Raw genomic sequence first — 17,944 nt, 5'->3', positions numbered from 1 at the left:
TAGTGACAAAGGAGTCATCAGCTCCCACTCCGCACTACGTGCGTCGCGGACGGGTATGCATGGGAAACCAGGGGCTTCGTTCAAGATCTGTGGGAGCCATCGGCTTCGCCTCGGCGAGGCGCCTCTACACTCCCCCCCGGAACCCCCGCCTCAAACGATATGTCGGTGTGCTGAATCACCGCCCCGCCTCGCTCCACCCTGCCCCAATCCCAACCACGGTCGCGTTCGCATGTGCCATTGGCATTGGCATTGGCGTTGGCGTTGGCGTTGGCGTTGGCGTTGGCGTTGCAATCGGAATCGAGATGGTGATGGCGGTGCAATGACGGGCCGCGACCTGTCGGCGAGGCGTAGGAATTGAAACGTAGAGGGAGGTTTTATGAAGTACTCTTCGGCGCGCGCAGCGCCGCCGGAAGTATGACGCCCTTGTCACAAGCGCATGCATCGGCACGAACACAGATTCCAGATGCACCACTACCCTGACCGATCTGCGGGACCCGCTTAGCAGGGGCTTCTAGCCGCTTTCTTTGCTTACTTTCTTTGCGGCGGCAAAGAAAGTAAGTGCCGCCCCGCACAGGGGCAACGCTAATAAACCACTAACAATTCAAGGAAAGGCCAAAGCCCCAGGAACACGGACAAAACAAGCGCCGCGCAGGCAAAAAACCGTCAATCGGGCAATTCAGCAGCCCCCATCCGCCGCGCAATCACGCGCGACCTTTGAGCCAGATACGCTGAGCCCCTGTGCTCATCAAAATACTTAGGCTGCGGCAGCATCACAGCCAGCCGCGCCGACTGCCCGGCAGTCAATTTGGCAGCAGAAGTCTTGTAGTAATAATGCGCGGCCGCCTCCGCGCCATAAACCCCATTGCCCCATTCAACGGAGTTGAGATAAATCTCAAAGATGCGCTGCTTGTCCATCAAGGTCTCAAGCATCCACGTGATGATCAGCTCCTGCCCCTTGCGGATATAACTCTTCTCACGTGATAGAAAAAGATTCCGCGCCAACTGCTGGGTAATCGTCGAACCACCGCGAACGATCTTGCCCTTGGCCTTGTTCTTCTCCCACGCCTGCAGAATGGCGTCGGTCTCGTAGCCGTTGTTGTTCACGAAGTTCGCGTCTTCGGACGCGATAATCGCTCGCTTCAGATTGTGCGAAATCTGTTCGTACGGTACCCACGTGCGTTGCACCGACAGATCAGGCCGGTCCTGCGACAAACGCCACGCGTCCGATCGCATAAAAGCGGTCGACCGGGGATTCGTGTAATTCCACACCGCAATCTGCGCGAAGTAAAACGCCTGCGTCGCAAGCCATGCAATCGCCAACACGGCGCCGAGATAAACGATCCATCGCACCGGACCTTGCCGGCTCGCGCGCCGCGTTGTTTTCATCGTGCCTGGAGTCCTCAAGTCGGTGAACGTGTGGGTTGGTGAGTTGCGTAGTCCGGAAATTAAAACGACGGCCTAGGTGTGCGATGGCGCCGTCAATAACGCTCGCAATTCCGCCAGCACCGGCGCGCCGTCGGGCCGCACGCCTCGCCACACGTAAAACGATTCGGCCGCCTGCTCGACCAGCATGCCGAGGCCGTCGGCGCCGCGTGCGCCCAGCTTCCGCGCGTGCTCCATGAAGACCGTCGGATGAGCGCCGTACATCATGTCGTAGGCGAGCGTGCCGGCGCCGAACGCGCGGTCATCGCATTCGGGCAACGAAGCATCCAGACTGCCCGCCGTCGCGTTGACGATCACGTCGTATGTGCCCGCTTCGATCGCTCGCGCGCTGCCGCCAGTCAGACGGCAAGCGGCATCGCGTGCGGCCTGCGCGAACTGGTCCACGAGCACTTCGGCCTTCGCTGCCGTACGGTTGACGATCGTCAGCGAATGCGGCGAGCGGTCCAGCATCGGCAGCACGACGCCACGCGCGGCACCACCCGCACCAAGCAGCAAAATCCGTGCACCCTTCAACGAAACGCCGAGATTCACCTCGATGTCTCGCACGAGGCCGAAGCCGTCCGTGTTGTCGCCGTAGACACCGTTTGCGTCGAACCGCAGTGTGTTCACCGCGCCCGCTGCTGCCGCCCGCGGCGACAGTGTGTTGGCGAACGCATGCGCGTCGAGCTTGAATGGCACCGTCACGTTCATGCCGCGGCCGCCAGCTTCGATAAAAGCGCGCACGTGCGGCACGAAAGCATCCACCGGCGCGAGCAGGTGGCCGTACTCGATCGGCTCGCCGGTTTGCGCGGCAAAGCGGCCATGAATGAACGGCGATTTGCTATGACCGACCGGGTTTCCGATGACCGCGTAGCGGTCGCGCGAATCGCTGACGCTCATCGTCCCGGCTCCGTTACGTGCTGCTGGTCGGCTGCTGCATCGCTGGTGCCAGCGGCGTTTTCGGCGTCGCCCGGTTCGGTCGCGCCGCCGTCGAGGTCGGCTTCCGCCTGAGCCTCGGCTTCGCCTTCGGCGCTTTCCTCAGCCACGTCGATGATTTCTTCTTCACCCTCGTCGGCTTCCTCAGCTTCGCTGCCGCTCGTCACCGCCGGCGCGTCGAGCACATGCAGCAGGCGCACGGACGCTTCGACGGTCAGTTCGTCGATCGACATCACTTCCATCTGCAAGCGCGTACCGCGTGCATGCACGCCGAGACCCGGCACATGCAGCAGCAGCGGAATCTCTTCCAGACGCACGAGATCGCCCTTCACCACCGATGCCACCACCTGCTTCCGGTTCTCCTGCTTCAGCCAGCGCAGGCACCAGAAGTACTCCATGCGGCGCTGGTGATCGGCATACGCGGTGTAGGTGTCGTCGAAACCTTGCACGACGGCGAACAGATCGGCGTCCTTGGGCTTGAACGGTGCGGCCAGTTTCGCGGTCACGCCATGCTGCACGCAGGCGAGCAACTGCCACTGGTTCACAAGGTCGACGTAGCGGCGCAGCGGCGACGTGCTCCACGCGTATTGCGTGACGCCCAGGCCTTCGTGCGGCGCCGCATTGGTTTGCATGCGAGTGCGCTTCGGGCCGGTCGGCGCACCGAACGCACGTTGCGTACGGTAGATGCCCGGCACGCCGTGGTCATGCAGGAACGCGCCCCACGACGAGTTGGCGAGAATCGCGAGCTCCGCGACGATCGTGTCGAGCGGCGACCCACGTCGGCGCGGCGTGATCGTGATGTGCTCGCCTTCCACATAGAAGTTGAAATCGGTGTTGCGCTGCACTTCGCGGCGCAGGCCGTAACCGGCGCGCGCGGTCTGACGCTTTTCGAACAGCGCCTGCGCGAACGGCCACAGCACGGCAATGTCTTCCTTGTGCGGATAATCGCCGGTGCCGGCGGCCAGCGCCTCTTCGGTGACCAGTTCGTCCAGCGTGTTGTGGCGCAGATTGTTCTTCACGAACACACGCTCGGCGCGCGTTTCGCTCGCCACGATTTCCTGCGTCTCGCGATTGATGATCACGTACAGCGACAGCGCCGGTCGCAAGCCGCCTTCGGCCAGCGTGAACGCTTCCACGACGCTATCGGGCAGCATCGTGATCTTGTCGCCCGGCATATAGACGGTCGACAAACGCGTGCGTGCGATCGCATCGACCTCGTCGCCACGCGCGATGCCGAGCGCCGGCGCGGCAATGTGCACGCCGATCCGCACGCGGCCGTCGGCCAGATGCTCAACGGAGAACGCATCGTCGATTTCGGTCGTGGTGATGTCGTCGATCGAGAACGCCTGTACATCGGCTTCCGGCAGATCTTCCGGCAATGTGCCGACCGTGACCGGCGGAAAACCGGTGCCGTGCGGGAAAAACTCGGAGAGGAATTTCGCCTCATGCAACGCGCGAGCCGACGGAATTCCGCCGCATTCGAGCATCAGCCGCGCCTGCGAGATGCCGCGCGCCGCTGCCGCGCCTTCGAGCGCCTTGTATTCGATCGTGTTCTTGTCAGGCCTCGTGAGCAAAGCCAGCGCCTTGCTGCCGCTGAAGCCTTCCGGCAGACGGCCCGCCTTCAGTTCGTCTTCGTAACCGGCCTGCACCAGCGCCTGCTGGCGTTTGCGCTCCAGTCCGGCGAGCGCCATCTTGAGTTGCTCCTGCGGCGCGCGCTGGTACATGCCGCGGCCCTTGCGGCGGAAGTACACCGGCGAGCCGTGCAGGCGCAGCACCAGCGCCGCACGCTCGATGGCGCCGAACCCATCGCCGAAATACTCGGCGCCCAGCGTGGCAAACGGGAATTCGTCTTCCGGCGCGCATTCCCACAGGAAGTCCAGATCGATATCCTGAGCGGCGGCGTCAGCCTGTTGCATCAACTCGCCCGCGCTCGGCTTTTCGAATTCGATCAGCACGTCTTTCGCGCGCACCTTGGCGCGCCGGCCGCCCGGCAGCTCGACCTGAAAAGCATCGCCCTGGCGCGACAGCACGCTGCCCGCCTTGAAACTGCCCGATTCCTCAAAGAAAACGTTCACTCAATACTCTCGTTCTGTCTTGCATCTGCCGGCGCGCCCGATTGGATTCAGCTATCGGTCACTGCGTGCGCGGCACGGCAACGTGTTCGTGGTAGTGGATCCGCGGCGCGATACGCGCGCGCCGGCGGCATGATTCTGGTGATCCGCAGCGGCCTCGCTGCGGGATCGTCGGCACGCTCAGGCGGCTTCGCGCGGCGCCGGCGGCTCAACGTCTTCGGCATCGCAAAAGGCCAGCACCTCGTCGACGTATTGCGCGAATTCGCTGATCGCGTGGTCACTCCCTTGGATCAGCGTAGTGCGTGCGCCCGGATAGTGCGCGAGCATTTCACGGTAATCGAGCACTTCGTCGCCGGTGGCGGCCATCAAATAATAGCGTTCGGGCCGCGTGATCGACGCGACGCCGAGCGCCCGGAGCTCGTCCAGATGATGCGGCTCGACCGTGATGCTGCCGCCGCCGTGCCACAGCGGCTGCTCGCCGAGATAGGCGCTCAGGTCGCGCTGCGGCACGACCGCCGGGTTCAGCAGCACCGCCGGCCAGCCGTGCTTCTCGGCGAGATGCGTGGCGAAGTAACCGCCGAGCGAACTGCCGATCACCGTGACGTCTTTCGGCTTCGCAGCCGCGACCAGCGATTCAGCGAGCGCAACGGTCTCGAACGGCGAAACCGGCAGCATCGGACAGCACCATTCGTCGCTGCGGCCAAGTTCGACGAGGCGCGCCGCCAGCACGCGCGCCTTGAACGAATTGGGTGACGAACGGAAACCGTGCAGATAAAGGATCACGAAGCGCCTCGTGCGGAAAGTGCGTCGAGCAGCTTCTGATGCACGCCGCCGAAGCCGCCGTTGCTCATCACCAGAACCTGGTCGCCGGGGCGCGCTGCGTGAACCACCGCCTTGACCAGCGCGTCGAGATTGTCGAATGCCTGCGCTTTGCCGCCGAGCGGTGCGAGCGCCTCGCCGAGATCCCAGCCGAGTGCGTCGCGGCCAGCCGGCGCGCCGTAGCCGAACACGAGATCGGCGTCGGCCAGACTCGCCGGCAGTTGCGCCTTCATCACCCCGAGCTTCATGGTGTTCGAGCGCGGTTCCAGCACGGCCAGGATTCGCGTGTTTTCATGGCCGACGCGGGCGCGCAGTCCGGCCACCGTCGTTTCGATGGCCGTGGGGTGGTGAGCGAAATCGTCGTAGACAGTCACGCCGTCGACGCTGCCGCGCACTTCCATACGGCGCTTCACATTCCGGAAACTCGCCAGCGACTTCGCGGCTTGCGCTGGCGGCACGCCGACATGGCGCGCGGCGGCGATCGCGGCAAGCGCGTTCATGCGGTTGTGTTCGCCCTGCACCTGCCACTCGACCACGCCGACGCGCTCACTGTTGTGATACACGGCAAAACGCTCATCGACCGGCACGCCGTCTTCAGCTGGCAGGGTTTCCCAGCCGCCTTGCACGCCGAAACGCTCGACTTCGCTCCAGCAACCGCGTGTCAGCACGCGCTCCAGCGCGTCTTCACGACCGTTCGTGACGATACGGCCAATGCCCGGCACCGTGCGGATCAGATGATGGAACTGCGTTTCGATCGCCGCCAGATCCGGGAAAATGTCGGCGTGATCGAACTCGAGGTTGTTCAGCACCGCGGTTTTCGGCCGGTAGTGAACGAACTTGGAGCGCTTGTCGAAGAAGGCCGTGTCGTACTCGTCGGCCTCGATCACGAAGAAGCTCGAATCGGTTAGCCGCGCCGACACCCCGAAGTTCAGCGGCACGCCGCCGATCAGGAAGCCCGGATTGAGACCCGCGTCTTCGAGCAGCCAGGTCAGCATCGAACTGGTGGTGGTCTTGCCGTGCGTGCCGGCCACCGCCAGCACCCACTTGCCGTTCAGTACGTGCTCGCCGAGCCACTGCGGACCGGACACATAAGGCAGGCCGCGATCGAGGATCGCTTCCATCAGCGGGTTGCCGCGCGAGACCACATTGCCGATCACAAACAGGTCGGCATTGAGACCGTTCAACTGCTCGGCGTCATAGCCTTCAATCAGACGAATGCCTTGTGCCTCGAGCTGCGTGCTCATGGGCGGATAGACGCCGGCGTCGCAGCCCGTCACGGTGTGGCCCGCGCCGCGCGCGAGGACCGCGAGTCCGCCCATGAACGTGCCGCAGATACCGAGGATGTGGATGTGCATAAGCCTGTCGTGCCGCGCGGGCGTATTTTGCGAGGGATGGGAGTGCGGAAGAGCGGTCGAAACGACCGTCCGCAAAGGACGCTATTGTAACCGACGCCTCCGAATCGCCCTACGAACGGGGCCGCCAGGATGGCTGCCCGTCCCGCCCCGGCAAAACGCCCTGCGTGAACCGCCCAGAAAGGGCTGTCATCAATCTCTAGTATGATTGAGAGATGGTTCGCAAATCACATTTCGATCCGCAGCGCGTGCGCGAGGAAATCGCCATCGCGGCTGCCCGGATGATCGCTGAAGACGGTCTGGACTACGCAACGGCCAAGCGTAAAGCGGCACGGCAGGTAGTCGGCGAGAGCCGTGTTGCCGGCGAATGGCTGCCGGATAACGACCAGATCGAAGAAGAAATCCGTGAATATCAGTCGCTGTTCCAGGGCGACAGTCAGCCAGTGCTGTTGCGGCGGCTCCGCCGTATCGCGATCGACTGGATGGAGCGGCTTGCGCCGTTCAATCCCTATCTGACCGGCGCGGTGCTCGGCGGCACAGCCGGCGAACACTCGGATATTCACCTTCAGGTGTTCTGCGACAACCCGAAAGAAGTCGCGATCTACTTTCTGAACGCCAACATCCAGTACGACGTTTCGGAGACACGGCATTTCGCCGGTCGCGGCTACGTCGAGACGCTTAGCTTCCTCTGGCGCCCCACGAACGAAGGGCGCGATGCGGAGCCGGCCGGCATCCACGTCGCCCTGTACGAAACGGACGACTTGCGCGGCGCGGTTCGGGCCGACGCGCGCGGCCGCACGGCTCGGGCGAATCAGCAGGCCGTTCAGGCGCTGCTCGACAGCAGCAACGTCACCTCTTCAACTAATTAGACAGACCTAGACCTGGAATGAATACGACACGGATTCTGGCAGGCGCGCTCGTCGCGATCGCCGCCGCGGGTGGCGGGGTGCTGGCCAATCACTTGCTGAACGGCGACCCGGAAGTCGCCCACGCGGCGCAGCCCGGTTCCACGCAAAGCGCCGTCGAGCAACTCTGGACCGCGCCCGTCACGAATGTCGACGGCAAGCCGCAATCGCTAAGTTTGCTTAAAGGCCACCCAATCGTCGTCAACTTCTGGGCGTCCTGGTGCGGACCGTGCGTAGAGGAAATGCCCGCTCTTTCGCAACTTCAACGCGAATATGCGAAGAAAGGAATCCAGTTCGTCGGACTTGGCGTCGATTCGGATAAAAACGTCCAGGCGTTCCTGCAGAAGGTGAAAGTGGCCTACCCGGTCTACGTCACCGGGTTCGGCGGCGCCGACCTTGCGCGCGCGTTCGGCAATACTGCGGGCGGCCTGCCCTTTACCGTCGTAATCGACGCAAAAGGCAACATCCGCTCGACAAAATTAGGGCAAATCGACCCGCAAGCGCTGAAACAGACGCTCGACGCGCTCTAAATTTCACATTCTTTTGACGATCAGATCGGGGCAAAAGGCGCGAAATTACGCGCAAATCGCTCGAATTTGAGAGAAGATGGGCGCCCGGAGAGATGGCGAAAGATCGCCGGGATCGTTTCCAACGCGCAGGAAACTAGACAAGTTTCTCTAATCAGCGCTAAAGTGCGCCCAATTCCACGGAAAAAGAAGCGACCATGACGCGACTGCTGGTACTGCACGGCCCCAACCTCAACCTTCTCGGCACCCGGGAACCGGAGGTTTATGGCCGCGTAACGCTGCCGCAGATCGATCAGGCACTTGCGGACCGCGCAGCGGACGCAGGCGTCGAACTCGCGTCGTTCCAGAGCAATCATGAAGGCGCTCTCGTCGATCGCATCCAATCCGCCCGGACTGAACAAACCGATTTCATACTGATCAATCCCGCCGCGTACACGCACACCAGCGTGGCCATTCGGGACGCACTGGCGGGGGTCGGCATCCCGTTCGTCGAGATTCATCTCTCGAACGTACATCGCCGCGAACCGTTCCGGCATCACTCGTATTTCTCCGACCAGGCTGAAGGCGTGATTTGCGGCCTTGGCTGGAAGGGATATATGTACGCGCTCGAATTCGCGCTCGACCGGCTGTCGGCCGGCTCGTCGCGCGGCTGATTCCAAACACGTCCAATTTAAGCCGGGTACTGCGATTGCACGCGCCGGCACTTTACGCATTGAAAGGGGCTTCCTGATGGATCTACGTAAACTGAAAACTCTGATCGACCTCGTCTCGGAGTCCGGTATTTCCGAACTCGAAGTGACCGAAGGCGAAGGCAAGGTCCGCATCGTCAAGAATGCGCCGCCGGTTTACGTGCAACCGTCCGCTTCGTATGCTCCGCAATATGCCCAGCCGGCACCGCTGCCGGGCGGCGAAGCACCGGCTGCCGCAGCGGGCGCGCCGGCTACGCCGGCGCCCGTCGCGCCGCAAGGCCACGTGGTGACATCGCCGATGGTCGGCACGTTCTACCGCGCGCCGTCGCCGGGCGCCGACCCGTTCGTCCAGGTGGGCGACACGGTCAAGGAAGGCCAGACGATCTGCATCATCGAAGCGATGAAGCTGCTCAACGAAATCGAGTCGGACAAGTCCGGCGTGGTGAAGGAAATCCTCGTCGAAAACGGCCAGGCGGTCGAGTACGGCCAACCGCTGTTCGTGGTCGGCTAACGCGGCACGCTTTGCGCTTTTTTTGCGCCTGCCGCCCGCGCGCCTGCCCTCCCGAGGCGCGCGACCGATCCTCTGAGGCAGCCCGTGTTGTGATCGACCGGGCGCCTATTGATGAGTCGAAAATCCGCTATGTTTGAAAAAATTCTCATTGCCAATCGTGGCGAGATCGCGCTTCGTATCCAGCGCGCCTGCCGCGAACTGGGCGTCAAGACGGTCGTCGTCTATTCGGAAGCCGACAAGGAAGCCAAGTACGTGAAGCTCGCCGACGAGGCGGTCTGTATCGGCCCGGCGCCTTCGAATCTGAGCTACCTGAACATGCCGGCGCTGATCAGCGCGGCAGAAGTGACGGACGCCGAAGCGATCCACCCCGGCTACGGCTTCCTGTCGGAAAACGCCGACTTCGCCGAGCGCGTCGAGCAGTCCGGCTTCACCTTTATCGGCCCGCGCCCGGAAACCATCCGGATGATGGGCGACAAGGTGACCGCCAAGCAAACCATGATCAAGACCGGCGTGCCCTGCGTGCCGGGTTCTGAAGGCGCGTTGCCGGAAGATCCGAAAGAGATCGTGAAAATTGCCCGCCAGGTCGGCTACCCGGTGATCATCAAGGCCGCCGGCGGCGGCGGTGGCCGCGGCATGCGCGTGGTCCACACCGAAGCAGCGCTGGTCAACGCCGTCAACATGACGCGCGAAGAAGCCGGCCGTGCGTTCGGCAACCCGCAGGTCTACATGGAGAAATTCCTGGAGAACCCGCGGCACATCGAAATTCAGATTCTGTCCGACTCGTTCAAGAACGCAGTCTGGCTCGGCGAGCGCGATTGCTCGATGCAGCGCCGTCACCAGAAAGTGATCGAAGAAGCGCCGGCGCCCGGCATCGCGCGCCGCCTGATCGACCGCATCGGCGATCGCTGTGCGGACGCCTGCAAGAAGATGGGCTATCTTGGCGCGGGTACGTTCGAATTCCTGTACGAAAACGGCGAGTTCTACTTCATCGAAATGAACACGCGCGTGCAGGTCGAGCATCCGGTGACCGAGCTGATCACGGGCGTCGACATCGTGCAGGAACAGATTCGCATTGCAGCGGGCGAGAAACTCGCGTTCCGTCAGCGCGACATCGTGTTCAAGGGTCACGCGATCGAATGCCGGATCAACGCGGAAGATCCGTTCAAGTTCACGCCGTCGCCGGGACGTTTGACGTCGTGGCATATGCCGGGCGGCCCCGGCATCCGCGTCGATTCGCACGCCTACAATGGTTATTTCGTGCCGCCGAACTACGATTCGATGATCGGCAAGCTGATCGCTTACGGCGCGACGCGCGAGCAGGCGATCAAGCGGATGCGCATCGCACTGTCGGAAATGGTGGTGGAAGGCATCCAGACCAACATCCCGCTGCATCGCGAGCTGATGCTGGACGCGAAGTTCGTGGAAGGCGGCACCAGCATTCACTACCTCGAAAACCGGTTGGCCGCGAAACAGCAGGCCGCGCCGGAAGAAGCGTAAGTCATGAGCTACCGGGAACTGATCGCCGAACTGGCACGCGAGCACGCGGAGGAGTTCTCCGACGCGCTGCTCGAGTTGGGTGCGTTGTCCGTATCGGTTGAAGATGCGGACGCCGACACGCCCGACGAGCAGCCGCTGTTCGGCGAGCCCGGTCTCACGCCGGATCGCACGGCGTGGCAGCGTTCGCGCGTGATCGCACTGCTCGCGCCGGAACAGGAGCCAGGTGTGCTGCTCGCAGCGGCGGCCAACGAGGTGGGGCTGGAAAGCGCGCCATCGTTTACCGTGCGTGAAGTCGAAGAGCAGGATTGGGTACGTCTCACACAGTCGCAATTCGATCCGATTTCGATCGGCGAGCGCATCTGGGTGGTGCCCTCGTGGCACGACGCACCGGACCCTGACGCACTCGTGCTGGAACTCGATCCGGGCCTCGCGTTCGGCACCGGCAGCCATCCCACTACGCGTCTGTGTATGGAATGGCTGGAGCAGTCGGTGAAGGCGGAGCAATCCGTGCTCGACTACGGCTGCGGCTCGGGCATCCTCGCGATCCTCGCGAAGAAGTGCGGCGCCAACCCGGTGTACGGCATCGATATCGACCCGCAGGCGGTCGAATCGGCGCGTTACAACAGCGAGCGGAACCGAGCGGAAGTCACGTACGGTTTGCCAGACGAATGCCCCACCGGCGAGTTCGATATCGTGGTCGCCAACATCCTCTCCAACCCGCTCAAGCTGATGGCGTCGATGTTGTCGTCGAAGGTCAAGCCGGGTGGCCGGATCGCGCTGTCAGGCATTCTGGCGCGCCAGGCGGACGAAGTGGCGCAGGTCTATTCGCGATGGATCGACATCGGCGTATGGCGCGAACACGAAGGTTGGGTATGCCTGACGGGAACGCGCCGCGAAAGCCATTAGAATAAGGCGTATTGTCCAACCAACGGCCTTTCGGCTTATCGGCTCAATATGCTCCTGGCGACGCGTTGCCCCTTCTGCGAAACCGTCTTCCGCCTGCAACCGGCGCAGCTAGCGCTGCGCCGCGGCCTCGTGCGTTGCGGGCATTGCCATGAAGTATTCGACGCGTCGAGCAGCCTGTTCGAACTGAACGAGGCCGGCGACTTCTCCTCCGCCAAGCCAATTGCCGCGGCTGCGGCGATCGAGGCCTTGTCCGGCGTACGCCCAAAGGGCCCCGATTTCAGCGCTGAAGCATGGGATCCATGGGCGCCGGCGCCCGACGCCACGATCGACAACCGCCTGCTTCACAACGCCAGCAATCTGCCGCTTACGCCGATTTCAACGGGCGCAGGCGTCGCGGTCACGCCGCGTCACGCTACCGAGCCGGAACTGCCGGCGAGCGCCTTCACCACGCCGATTGCTGCCGACCACGAACCCAGTCTCGCGAACGCGCCGCTCGAACCCGTTGCCAACGAGGCCGAGACGCCCCCGGACCTGCCGCGTGAGCCTTTCGCTTACGAGGCCAATCCGTCTACGGAAGCAGCGCCGCGGGTCTGGCACAAGACCGAGCGTCCTTCTGAACATCTTGCTGATGCTGACGAGCCGGTTTTGCACGAGCCGGCCAGCTTGCATGGCATTCCTGACAATGAACCGCATTTCGGTGGGGCCGGCTTAGGTGCTGCAGGCGTAGCTGCGGCGGCCGGCCTCGGTGCAGCCGCCTCGGGTGGTGGCTCGGGTCCAGGCCCGGCCACCTTTGGATCGAGCGGCGAGCCCTTCGCGGTCCAGCCGGTACATGACGGCGTCGACCCCTTCCCGGTGGTACGCGAAACCCGCCCGGCCGAACCGCGCCGCCTCGGCTGGATCATCTTCGGCTCGGTGGTCGCCGCGTTGCTGGTTATCGCCCTGCTCGCGCAACTCGCCTGGTGGCAGCGCGAAACCGTACAGGTCTACTTCCCACGTTCGCAGACGCTCTACGTAAAGGCCTGCGCGCAGCTCGGCTGCCAGATCACGCCGCCGCACGACATCGACGGTTTGCAGGTCGAACCGTCCGACCTGCGGCAGATCGACGGCCCGCACAAGCTCGAACTGAAGATGCCGCTGCGCAACCGCGCCAATGTTGCGCTGGCCTACCCGGCGATCGAACTCACGCTGCTCGACGACCAGAACAATGTCGCCGTGCGCCGCGTGTTGTGGCCGCAAGACTACGTCGCACCCGGCACGCCGATTGCGGCCGGACTGCCGGCGCACACGACCCAGACCATGATCGTGCATCTCGACACGGGCAATGCGGTCGCGTCAAATTTCCGCGTACAGATTTTTTATCCGTAACGCATCCTCGCGCCCGGCACTGACCGGGCGTGTTCACCGTCATTACTGACGAATTTTCGGAGCACGACAACATGAGTCAAGTTACGCTGGGTGGCAACCCGATCGAAGTAGCCGGCACGTTCCCGAGCGTGGGCCAGACTGCCCCCGCCTTCTCGCTGGTCGGCAAGGATCTGAAGCCGCTGTCGCTGGCCGACTTTGCCGGCAAGCGCAAGGTGCTGAACATCGTCCCGAGCCTCGACACGCCGACCTGCGCCACGTCGACCCGCAAGTTCAACGAGGCTGCAGCCAAGCTGAGCAACACGGCTGTGATCGTCGTGTCGGGCGACCTGCCGTTCGCCGCATCGCGTTTCTGCACGACCGAAGGCATCGAGAACGTCGTGACGGCGTCCACGTTCCGCGGCCATGAGTTCGCGCAAGCCTATGGCGTGGACGTCACGAGCGGCCCGCTGACGGGTCTGACGGCACGCGCCGTGGTGGTCGTCGACGAGAACGACAAGGTCGTGCACGCTGAGCTGGTCGGCGAAATCAAGAACGAGCCGAACTACGACGCAGCGCTTGCCGCGCTGAAGTAAAACCTTCGCGCACGAACCCCGGCGCCGCGCTTCATGCGCGGCGCTGTCACATCGTCGTGCCCATTCTCTTTATCGATTTTTACAGGAACGCTCGCCTTGGCTACGCTGATTTGCGGTTCGCTCGCCTACGACAACATCATGACCTTCGAAGGCCGCTTCCGGGAGCACATCCTGCCGGAGCAGGTCCACATCCTGAACGTGAGCTTTCTCGTGCCGACGATGCGCCGTGAGTTCGGCGGCTGCGCGGGCAATATCGCCTACTCGCTGCATCTGCTCGGCGGCAACGCGCGCATCATGGGCGCGCTTGGTGCGATCGACGCGCAGCTCTACATGGACCGCTTCAGGCAGCTCGGCCTCTCGACGGAAAACGTCCTGGTGGTGCCGGACACGTACTCGGCCCAGGCGATGATCACCACCGACCTCGAAAACAACCAGATCACCGCGTTCCACCCTGGTGCAATGATGCAGGCGCACCTGAACCGCGCCGACGAAGCGAAGGGCATCACGCTCGGCATCGTCGGACCGGACGGTTACGACGCCATGATCCAGCATTCCGAGCACCTGGCAGCGGCCGGCGTGCCGTTTATCTTCGATCCGGGCCAAGGTTTGCCGCTGTTCAACGGTGAGTCGCTGCGCCGCATGATTGAACTTGCTACTTACGTAGCTGTCAACGATTACGAAGCCAAACTGGTGAGCAACAAAACGGGTTGGTCGATCGAAGAGATCGCCGGCAAGGTCGAAGCGCTGATTGTCACGCTCGGCGAACAAGGCGCGCAGATCCATCACGCCGGTGGCATCGAAGCCATCCCGGCGGTCAAGGCACAGCAGGTGCTCGACCCTACGGGCTGTGGCGACGCATTCCGCGGCGGCTTGCTCTACGGCATCGAGAACAAGCTGGGCTGGGCGACCACGGGGCGTCTGGCAAGTCTGATGGGCGCGCTGAAGATCGAACACCAAGGCCCGCAAAACTACGCGCCCAACCGGGCGGAGATCAACGAACGGTTCAAGCAGGCGTTCGGATACGACCTGCAGTAATGCCGCAAGCTATTGGAGTTAGGGAATGAGAACAACGAGTCGCCTGGTAGTGGCCGCCTTGATCGCCGGTTCGCTGGCCATGTCGGGGTGTGCGTACAACAGCAGTTCTGCCGACGTCTACACGGCGTCGCAGGCACAACGCGAAGAAACGGTCCGCATGGGCACGGTCGACAGCGTTCGGGCCGTGAAGATCAGTTCGAACAACGGCCAGCCGAGCGGCCTGGGTGCGATCGGCGGCGGGGCGTTGGGCGCGGTGGCCGGCAGCGCGATTGGCGGTGGCCGCGGCTCGATCGTGACGGGCATCATCGGCGGCCTGGCTGGCGCAGTGGCAGGTAATGCGGTCGAGAACGGCGTCGCGGTGCACGACGGCCTCGAGATCACCGTGCGACTCGATAACGGCGACATGCGTGCGATCACGCAAAGCGCCACCGGCGAAATCTTCCGCGCCGGCGAGCGCGTCCGTCTGCTTTCCAGCGGCGGCGTCACGCGCGTCACACACTAAGTTTCCCCTCTCGTGCGGTCGCGCTTCACGCGCCACCGCGACGACTTCAAACGCATGCCCTCTGTGCATGCGTTTTTTTTCGCCTGCGGGTTTCGAACTCGCTTCTCAAAGCCAGCACCCTCGCCCGGGCAAAAAAAATCCCGTCGCCAGAAACCCGGCAACGGGACCCTGACCGAGTAGCGCTCGGTGATGCTGCTTCAAGCGCTACTCGATCATCGACACACAGTAAGACGTGTCGAAATACTTCTACTGCTTACGGACGGCTGCCCGTCGGGAACGGCCATGCAGCTGCCGGGTTCAGCGCGGTCTTCACCGTCGCCGCCGGTGCGCTCGAGACAGAAGTCGCAGCGGGAGCAGGTGCAGCCTTCTTGGCAACAGCCTTCTTCGCAGGGGCAGCCTTCTTGGCAGGAGCAGCGGCCTTCTTCGCGGCAGCCTTCTTGGCAGGCGCAGCCTTTTTAGCGGCAGCCTTTTTCGCAGGCGCAGCCTTCTTGGCGGCAGCCTTCTTAGCAGGCGCAGCTTTCTTGGCAGCAGCCTTCTTAGCAGGCGCAGCCTTCTTGGCAGCAGCCTTCTTAGCCGGCGCCTTCTTTGCTGCGGCCTTCTTCGCCGGTGCTGCCTTCTTTGCTGCAACCTTCTTCACAGCTGCTTTCTTAGCCGGCGCTGCCTTCTTTGCCGGTGCCTTCTTCGCTGCAACCTTCTTCACTGCGACTTTCTTGGCAGCGACTTTCTTTGCCGGCGCAGCCTTCTTCGCTGCAACCTTCTTCACTGCGACTTTCTTGGCAGCGACTTTTTTCGCCGGAGCGGCCTTCTTTGCCGGAGCAGCTTTCTTGGCTGCGGGTTTCTTAGCTGCTGCTTTCTTGATAGTTGCCATCATTTTCTCCTTCAGGTTTTCAGATGAGAGTCAGTTCAAACTACACCCTTCGTCAAAACCCGCTTCCCGCGGACGCTTCTCAGGGCGCGCGCTACGAAGCGGGCTATTCATCGGCGTACGCAGGTGCTGCGCGCTTACGCTAATGAATGCGGTAAGGCGCGCCGTGCCCTTGGGCACCGCGCGCCAGATCTGGTCGGCGCTGGATCTCAGCGCCGGCAATTGCTTGATCGGGCCGCTGGCGGCAACGCCAGCGGCTTTTTCCGGGGGGAAGTTTGCCCATCCCACTGAAGGGTTCGCAAAGTGCCAGTCATGTTTGTGGGCCGCGAAGGCACGCGGCGCACTGGGCACAATTTGCATCAGGCGGTTCTGCTCCTAACTAAATTGCCGCGGCCGAAGCCTGCCGGCATCCCCAAAATGAATGCATCTGCGACACGAACCCGGATCACTCCCAGGTCAGCGCGCCGCCAGTCTGATATTCGATCACTCGCGTCTCGAAGAAGTTGCGTTCCTTCTTCAGGTCGATCATCTCGCTCATCCACGGGAACGGGTTTTCCTCGTTCGGGTACAGCGGATCGAGACCGATCTGCTGGCAACGGCGGTTGCAGATGAAGCGCAGATAGCTCTTGAACATCGACGCATTGAGGCCGAGCACCCCGCGCGGCATCGTATCTTCTGCGTAACGATATTCAAGTTCGACCGCTTGCTGGAAGATCTCGCGGATTTCCGCGCGGAACTCAGCCGTCCAGAGTTGCGGGTTTTCGAGTTTGATCTGGTTGATCAGGTCGATGCCGAAATTGCAGTGCATCGACTCGTCGCGCAGGATGTATTGGTACTGTTCCGCGGCGCCGGTCATCTTGTTCTGGCGACCCAGCGCCAGGATTTGCGTAAAGCCGACGTAGAAGAACAGGCCTTCCATCACACAGGCGAACACGATCAGCGAGCGCAGCAGGGTCTGGTCTGCCTCGAGCGTGCCGGTCTTGAAGGCCGGGTCGGTCAGCGTATGGATGAACGGAATCAGGAATTCGTCTTTCGCGCGGATCGAGGAAACCTCGTGATACGCGTTGAAGATTTCGCCTTCGTCGAGGCCCAGGGACTCGACGATGTACTGGTAAGCGTGCGTGTGGATCGCCTCTTCGAACGCCTGGCGCAGCAGGAACTGGCGGCATTCGGGCGCCGTGATGTGGCGGTAGGTGCCCAGCACGATGTTGTTGGCGGCCAGCGAGTCGGCCGTCACGAAGAAGCCCAGGTTGCGCTTGACGATGCGGCGCTCGTCTTCGGTCAGACCGTTCGGGTCTTTCCAGAGGGCGATGTCGCGCGACATGTTCACTTCTTGCGGCATCCAGTGGTTGGCGCAACCAGCCAGATACTTTTCCCAGGCCCACTTGTATTTGAACGGCACCAACTGATTGACGTCGGTCTGGCCGTTGATGATGCGTTTGTCGGCGACATTGACTCGCGCTTCGGAGGCGGCAGCCGTTCCGGTAGCAGCGTGGGTCACATGAGCGACGGGAGCGACAGCGATGTCGTTCGCGAAGATGTCTTGAGCCGAGGGAGCGTGAGGAGCGGAACGCGTTCCGACTTGCGAACCGACAGCCGATCCCGCAGCGTTGCGCAACACATTCTGTTGCGTAGCGCTCGAGGGAGTTACGGCAGTGATCTCGTCATCCCAGTTGAGCATAAATGTCACCATCAATTTAGAACGGTTTGTACCATCTTTTCACGAGCGATAAAAGAGTTCGCTGATGAAAAATCCTGTTTTCGATTCGCGTTGCTACGTTCATACAACACTTTGTTCAACAGACTGTGTGTGTCGCCTCATGTGAAGCGTGTTGAACGCGTGTCGTCGAGGTGCTTCGCGAGCTCGAAGAGCAACGTGTCAAAGCGACGTTTCGCTGCTCTATCTATCTGTATTGCGGAGCGTGCTTGCAGCGTTTTGCGATTGCTTCCTGCTGCCTCGTGCTGACGT

General features: G+C 62.5%; 18 protein-coding genes. 10 read left to right on the top strand and 8 right to left on the bottom strand.

The window, feature by feature from the left end; all coding sequences use genetic code 11:
* Positions 1–663: 663 nt before the first annotated feature.
* The 5 genes from mtgA to mpl all read right to left on the bottom strand — a co-directional run bounded on the left by mtgA (position 664) and on the right by mpl (position 6,604).
* A complete protein-coding gene (gene mtgA, locus M0D68_RS34760) occupies positions 664–1,386 on the bottom strand; it encodes a monofunctional biosynthetic peptidoglycan transglycosylase (protein ID WP_200620046.1) in 723 nt (240 codons plus the stop codon).
* Between the two features lie 72 nt (positions 1,387–1,458).
* Positions 1,459–2,322, bottom strand: a complete 864-nt coding sequence (aroE, locus tag M0D68_RS34755) for a shikimate dehydrogenase (RefSeq protein ID WP_200620045.1) — start codon at positions 2,320–2,322, stop codon at positions 1,459–1,461.
* On the bottom strand, positions 2,319–4,433 hold the full coding sequence (locus M0D68_RS34750; RefSeq protein ID WP_093645188.1) for a ribonuclease catalytic domain-containing protein: 2,115 nt from the start codon (positions 4,431–4,433) through the stop codon (positions 2,319–2,321). The genes aroE and M0D68_RS34750 overlap by 4 nt, the downstream gene beginning before the upstream one ends.
* A 177-nt stretch (positions 4,434–4,610) precedes the next feature.
* Entirely contained in the window at positions 4,611–5,213 is a 603-nt protein-coding gene (locus M0D68_RS34745) for a YqiA/YcfP family alpha/beta fold hydrolase (RefSeq protein ID WP_093645190.1), read from the bottom strand.
* The gene (gene mpl / locus M0D68_RS34740) at positions 5,210–6,604 is read right to left on the bottom strand and encodes a UDP-N-acetylmuramate:L-alanyl-gamma-D-glutamyl-meso-diaminopimelate ligase (protein WP_200620044.1); all 1,395 of its coding nucleotides are present in this window, start codon (positions 6,602–6,604) and stop codon (positions 5,210–5,212) included. The genes M0D68_RS34745 and mpl overlap by 4 nt, the downstream gene beginning before the upstream one ends.
* Positions 6,605–6,816: 212 nt before the next feature.
* Between mpl and M0D68_RS34735 the strand changes: the two genes are divergently transcribed.
* The 10 genes from M0D68_RS34735 (at position 6,817) to M0D68_RS34690 (ending at position 15,110) form a co-directional block, all read left to right on the top strand.
* The gene (locus M0D68_RS34735) at positions 6,817–7,470 is read left to right on the top strand and encodes a UDP-N-acetylmuramate--alanine ligase (protein ID WP_093645194.1); all 654 of its coding nucleotides are present in this window, start codon (positions 6,817–6,819) and stop codon (positions 7,468–7,470) included.
* A 17-nt stretch (positions 7,471–7,487) separates the two neighbouring features.
* Positions 7,488–8,036, top strand: coding sequence for a TlpA disulfide reductase family protein (locus tag M0D68_RS34730; protein WP_200620043.1), 549 nt, complete (start codon positions 7,488–7,490; stop codon positions 8,034–8,036).
* A 194-nt stretch (positions 8,037–8,230) separates the two neighbouring features.
* Positions 8,231–8,686 (top strand): type II 3-dehydroquinate dehydratase, encoded by a 456-nt coding sequence (gene aroQ / locus M0D68_RS34725; protein WP_093645199.1) that lies wholly within the window; start codon positions 8,231–8,233, stop codon positions 8,684–8,686.
* A gap of 76 nt (positions 8,687–8,762) precedes the next feature.
* Positions 8,763–9,233, top strand: coding sequence for an acetyl-CoA carboxylase biotin carboxyl carrier protein (gene accB, locus M0D68_RS34720; RefSeq protein ID WP_093645201.1), 471 nt, complete (start codon positions 8,763–8,765; stop codon positions 9,231–9,233).
* 129 nt (positions 9,234–9,362) lie between these two features.
* Positions 9,363–10,730 carry an acetyl-CoA carboxylase biotin carboxylase subunit gene (accC, locus tag M0D68_RS34715; RefSeq protein WP_054040733.1) on the top strand — a complete coding sequence of 456 codons (1,368 nt, stop codon included), beginning with the start codon at positions 9,363–9,365 and terminating at the stop codon, positions 10,728–10,730.
* 3 nt (positions 10,731–10,733) lie between these two features.
* A complete protein-coding gene (prmA, locus tag M0D68_RS34710) occupies positions 10,734–11,636 on the top strand; it encodes a 50S ribosomal protein L11 methyltransferase (RefSeq protein WP_200620042.1) in 903 nt (300 codons plus the stop codon).
* A gap of 48 nt (positions 11,637–11,684) precedes the next feature.
* Entirely contained in the window at positions 11,685–13,001 is a 1,317-nt protein-coding gene (locus M0D68_RS34705) for a zinc-ribbon and DUF3426 domain-containing protein (RefSeq protein WP_200620041.1), read from the top strand.
* 71 nt (positions 13,002–13,072) lie between these two features.
* Complete coding sequence (tpx, locus tag M0D68_RS34700) at positions 13,073–13,573, top strand: thiol peroxidase (protein ID WP_054040805.1); 501 nt, start codon at positions 13,073–13,075, stop codon at positions 13,571–13,573.
* A gap of 96 nt (positions 13,574–13,669) precedes the next feature.
* A complete protein-coding gene (locus M0D68_RS34695; RefSeq protein ID WP_093645208.1) occupies positions 13,670–14,608 on the top strand; it encodes a carbohydrate kinase family protein in 939 nt (312 codons plus the stop codon).
* Positions 14,609–14,633: 25 nt separating this feature from the next.
* The gene (locus tag M0D68_RS34690; RefSeq protein ID WP_054040737.1) at positions 14,634–15,110 is read left to right on the top strand and encodes a glycine zipper 2TM domain-containing protein; all 477 of its coding nucleotides are present in this window, start codon (positions 14,634–14,636) and stop codon (positions 15,108–15,110) included.
* Between the two features lie 253 nt (positions 15,111–15,363).
* Here M0D68_RS34690 and M0D68_RS34685 read toward each other — a convergent pair whose 3' ends face one another.
* The 3 genes from M0D68_RS34685 to M0D68_RS34675 all read right to left on the bottom strand — a co-directional run bounded on the left by M0D68_RS34685 (position 15,364) and on the right by M0D68_RS34675 (position 17,656).
* Positions 15,364–15,978 (bottom strand): histone H1-like DNA-binding protein, encoded by a 615-nt coding sequence (locus M0D68_RS34685; protein ID WP_093645210.1) that lies wholly within the window; start codon positions 15,976–15,978, stop codon positions 15,364–15,366.
* Positions 15,979–16,008: 30 nt separating this feature from the next.
* The gene (locus M0D68_RS34680) at positions 16,009–16,335 is read right to left on the bottom strand and encodes a hypothetical protein (protein WP_093645212.1); all 327 of its coding nucleotides are present in this window, start codon (positions 16,333–16,335) and stop codon (positions 16,009–16,011) included.
* A gap of 85 nt (positions 16,336–16,420) precedes the next feature.
* Entirely contained in the window at positions 16,421–17,656 is a 1,236-nt protein-coding gene (locus M0D68_RS34675; protein ID WP_054040807.1) for a ribonucleotide-diphosphate reductase subunit beta, read from the bottom strand.
* Positions 17,657–17,944 lie beyond the last annotated feature (288 nt).

The organism is Paraburkholderia sp. SEWSISQ10-3 4 (assembly GCF_030464785.1).
In the GTDB taxonomy this organism is placed as follows: Bacteria; Pseudomonadota; Gammaproteobacteria; order Burkholderiales; family Burkholderiaceae; genus Paraburkholderia; species Paraburkholderia aspalathi.
This window is presented reverse-complemented; position numbering and strand designations above follow the sequence as displayed.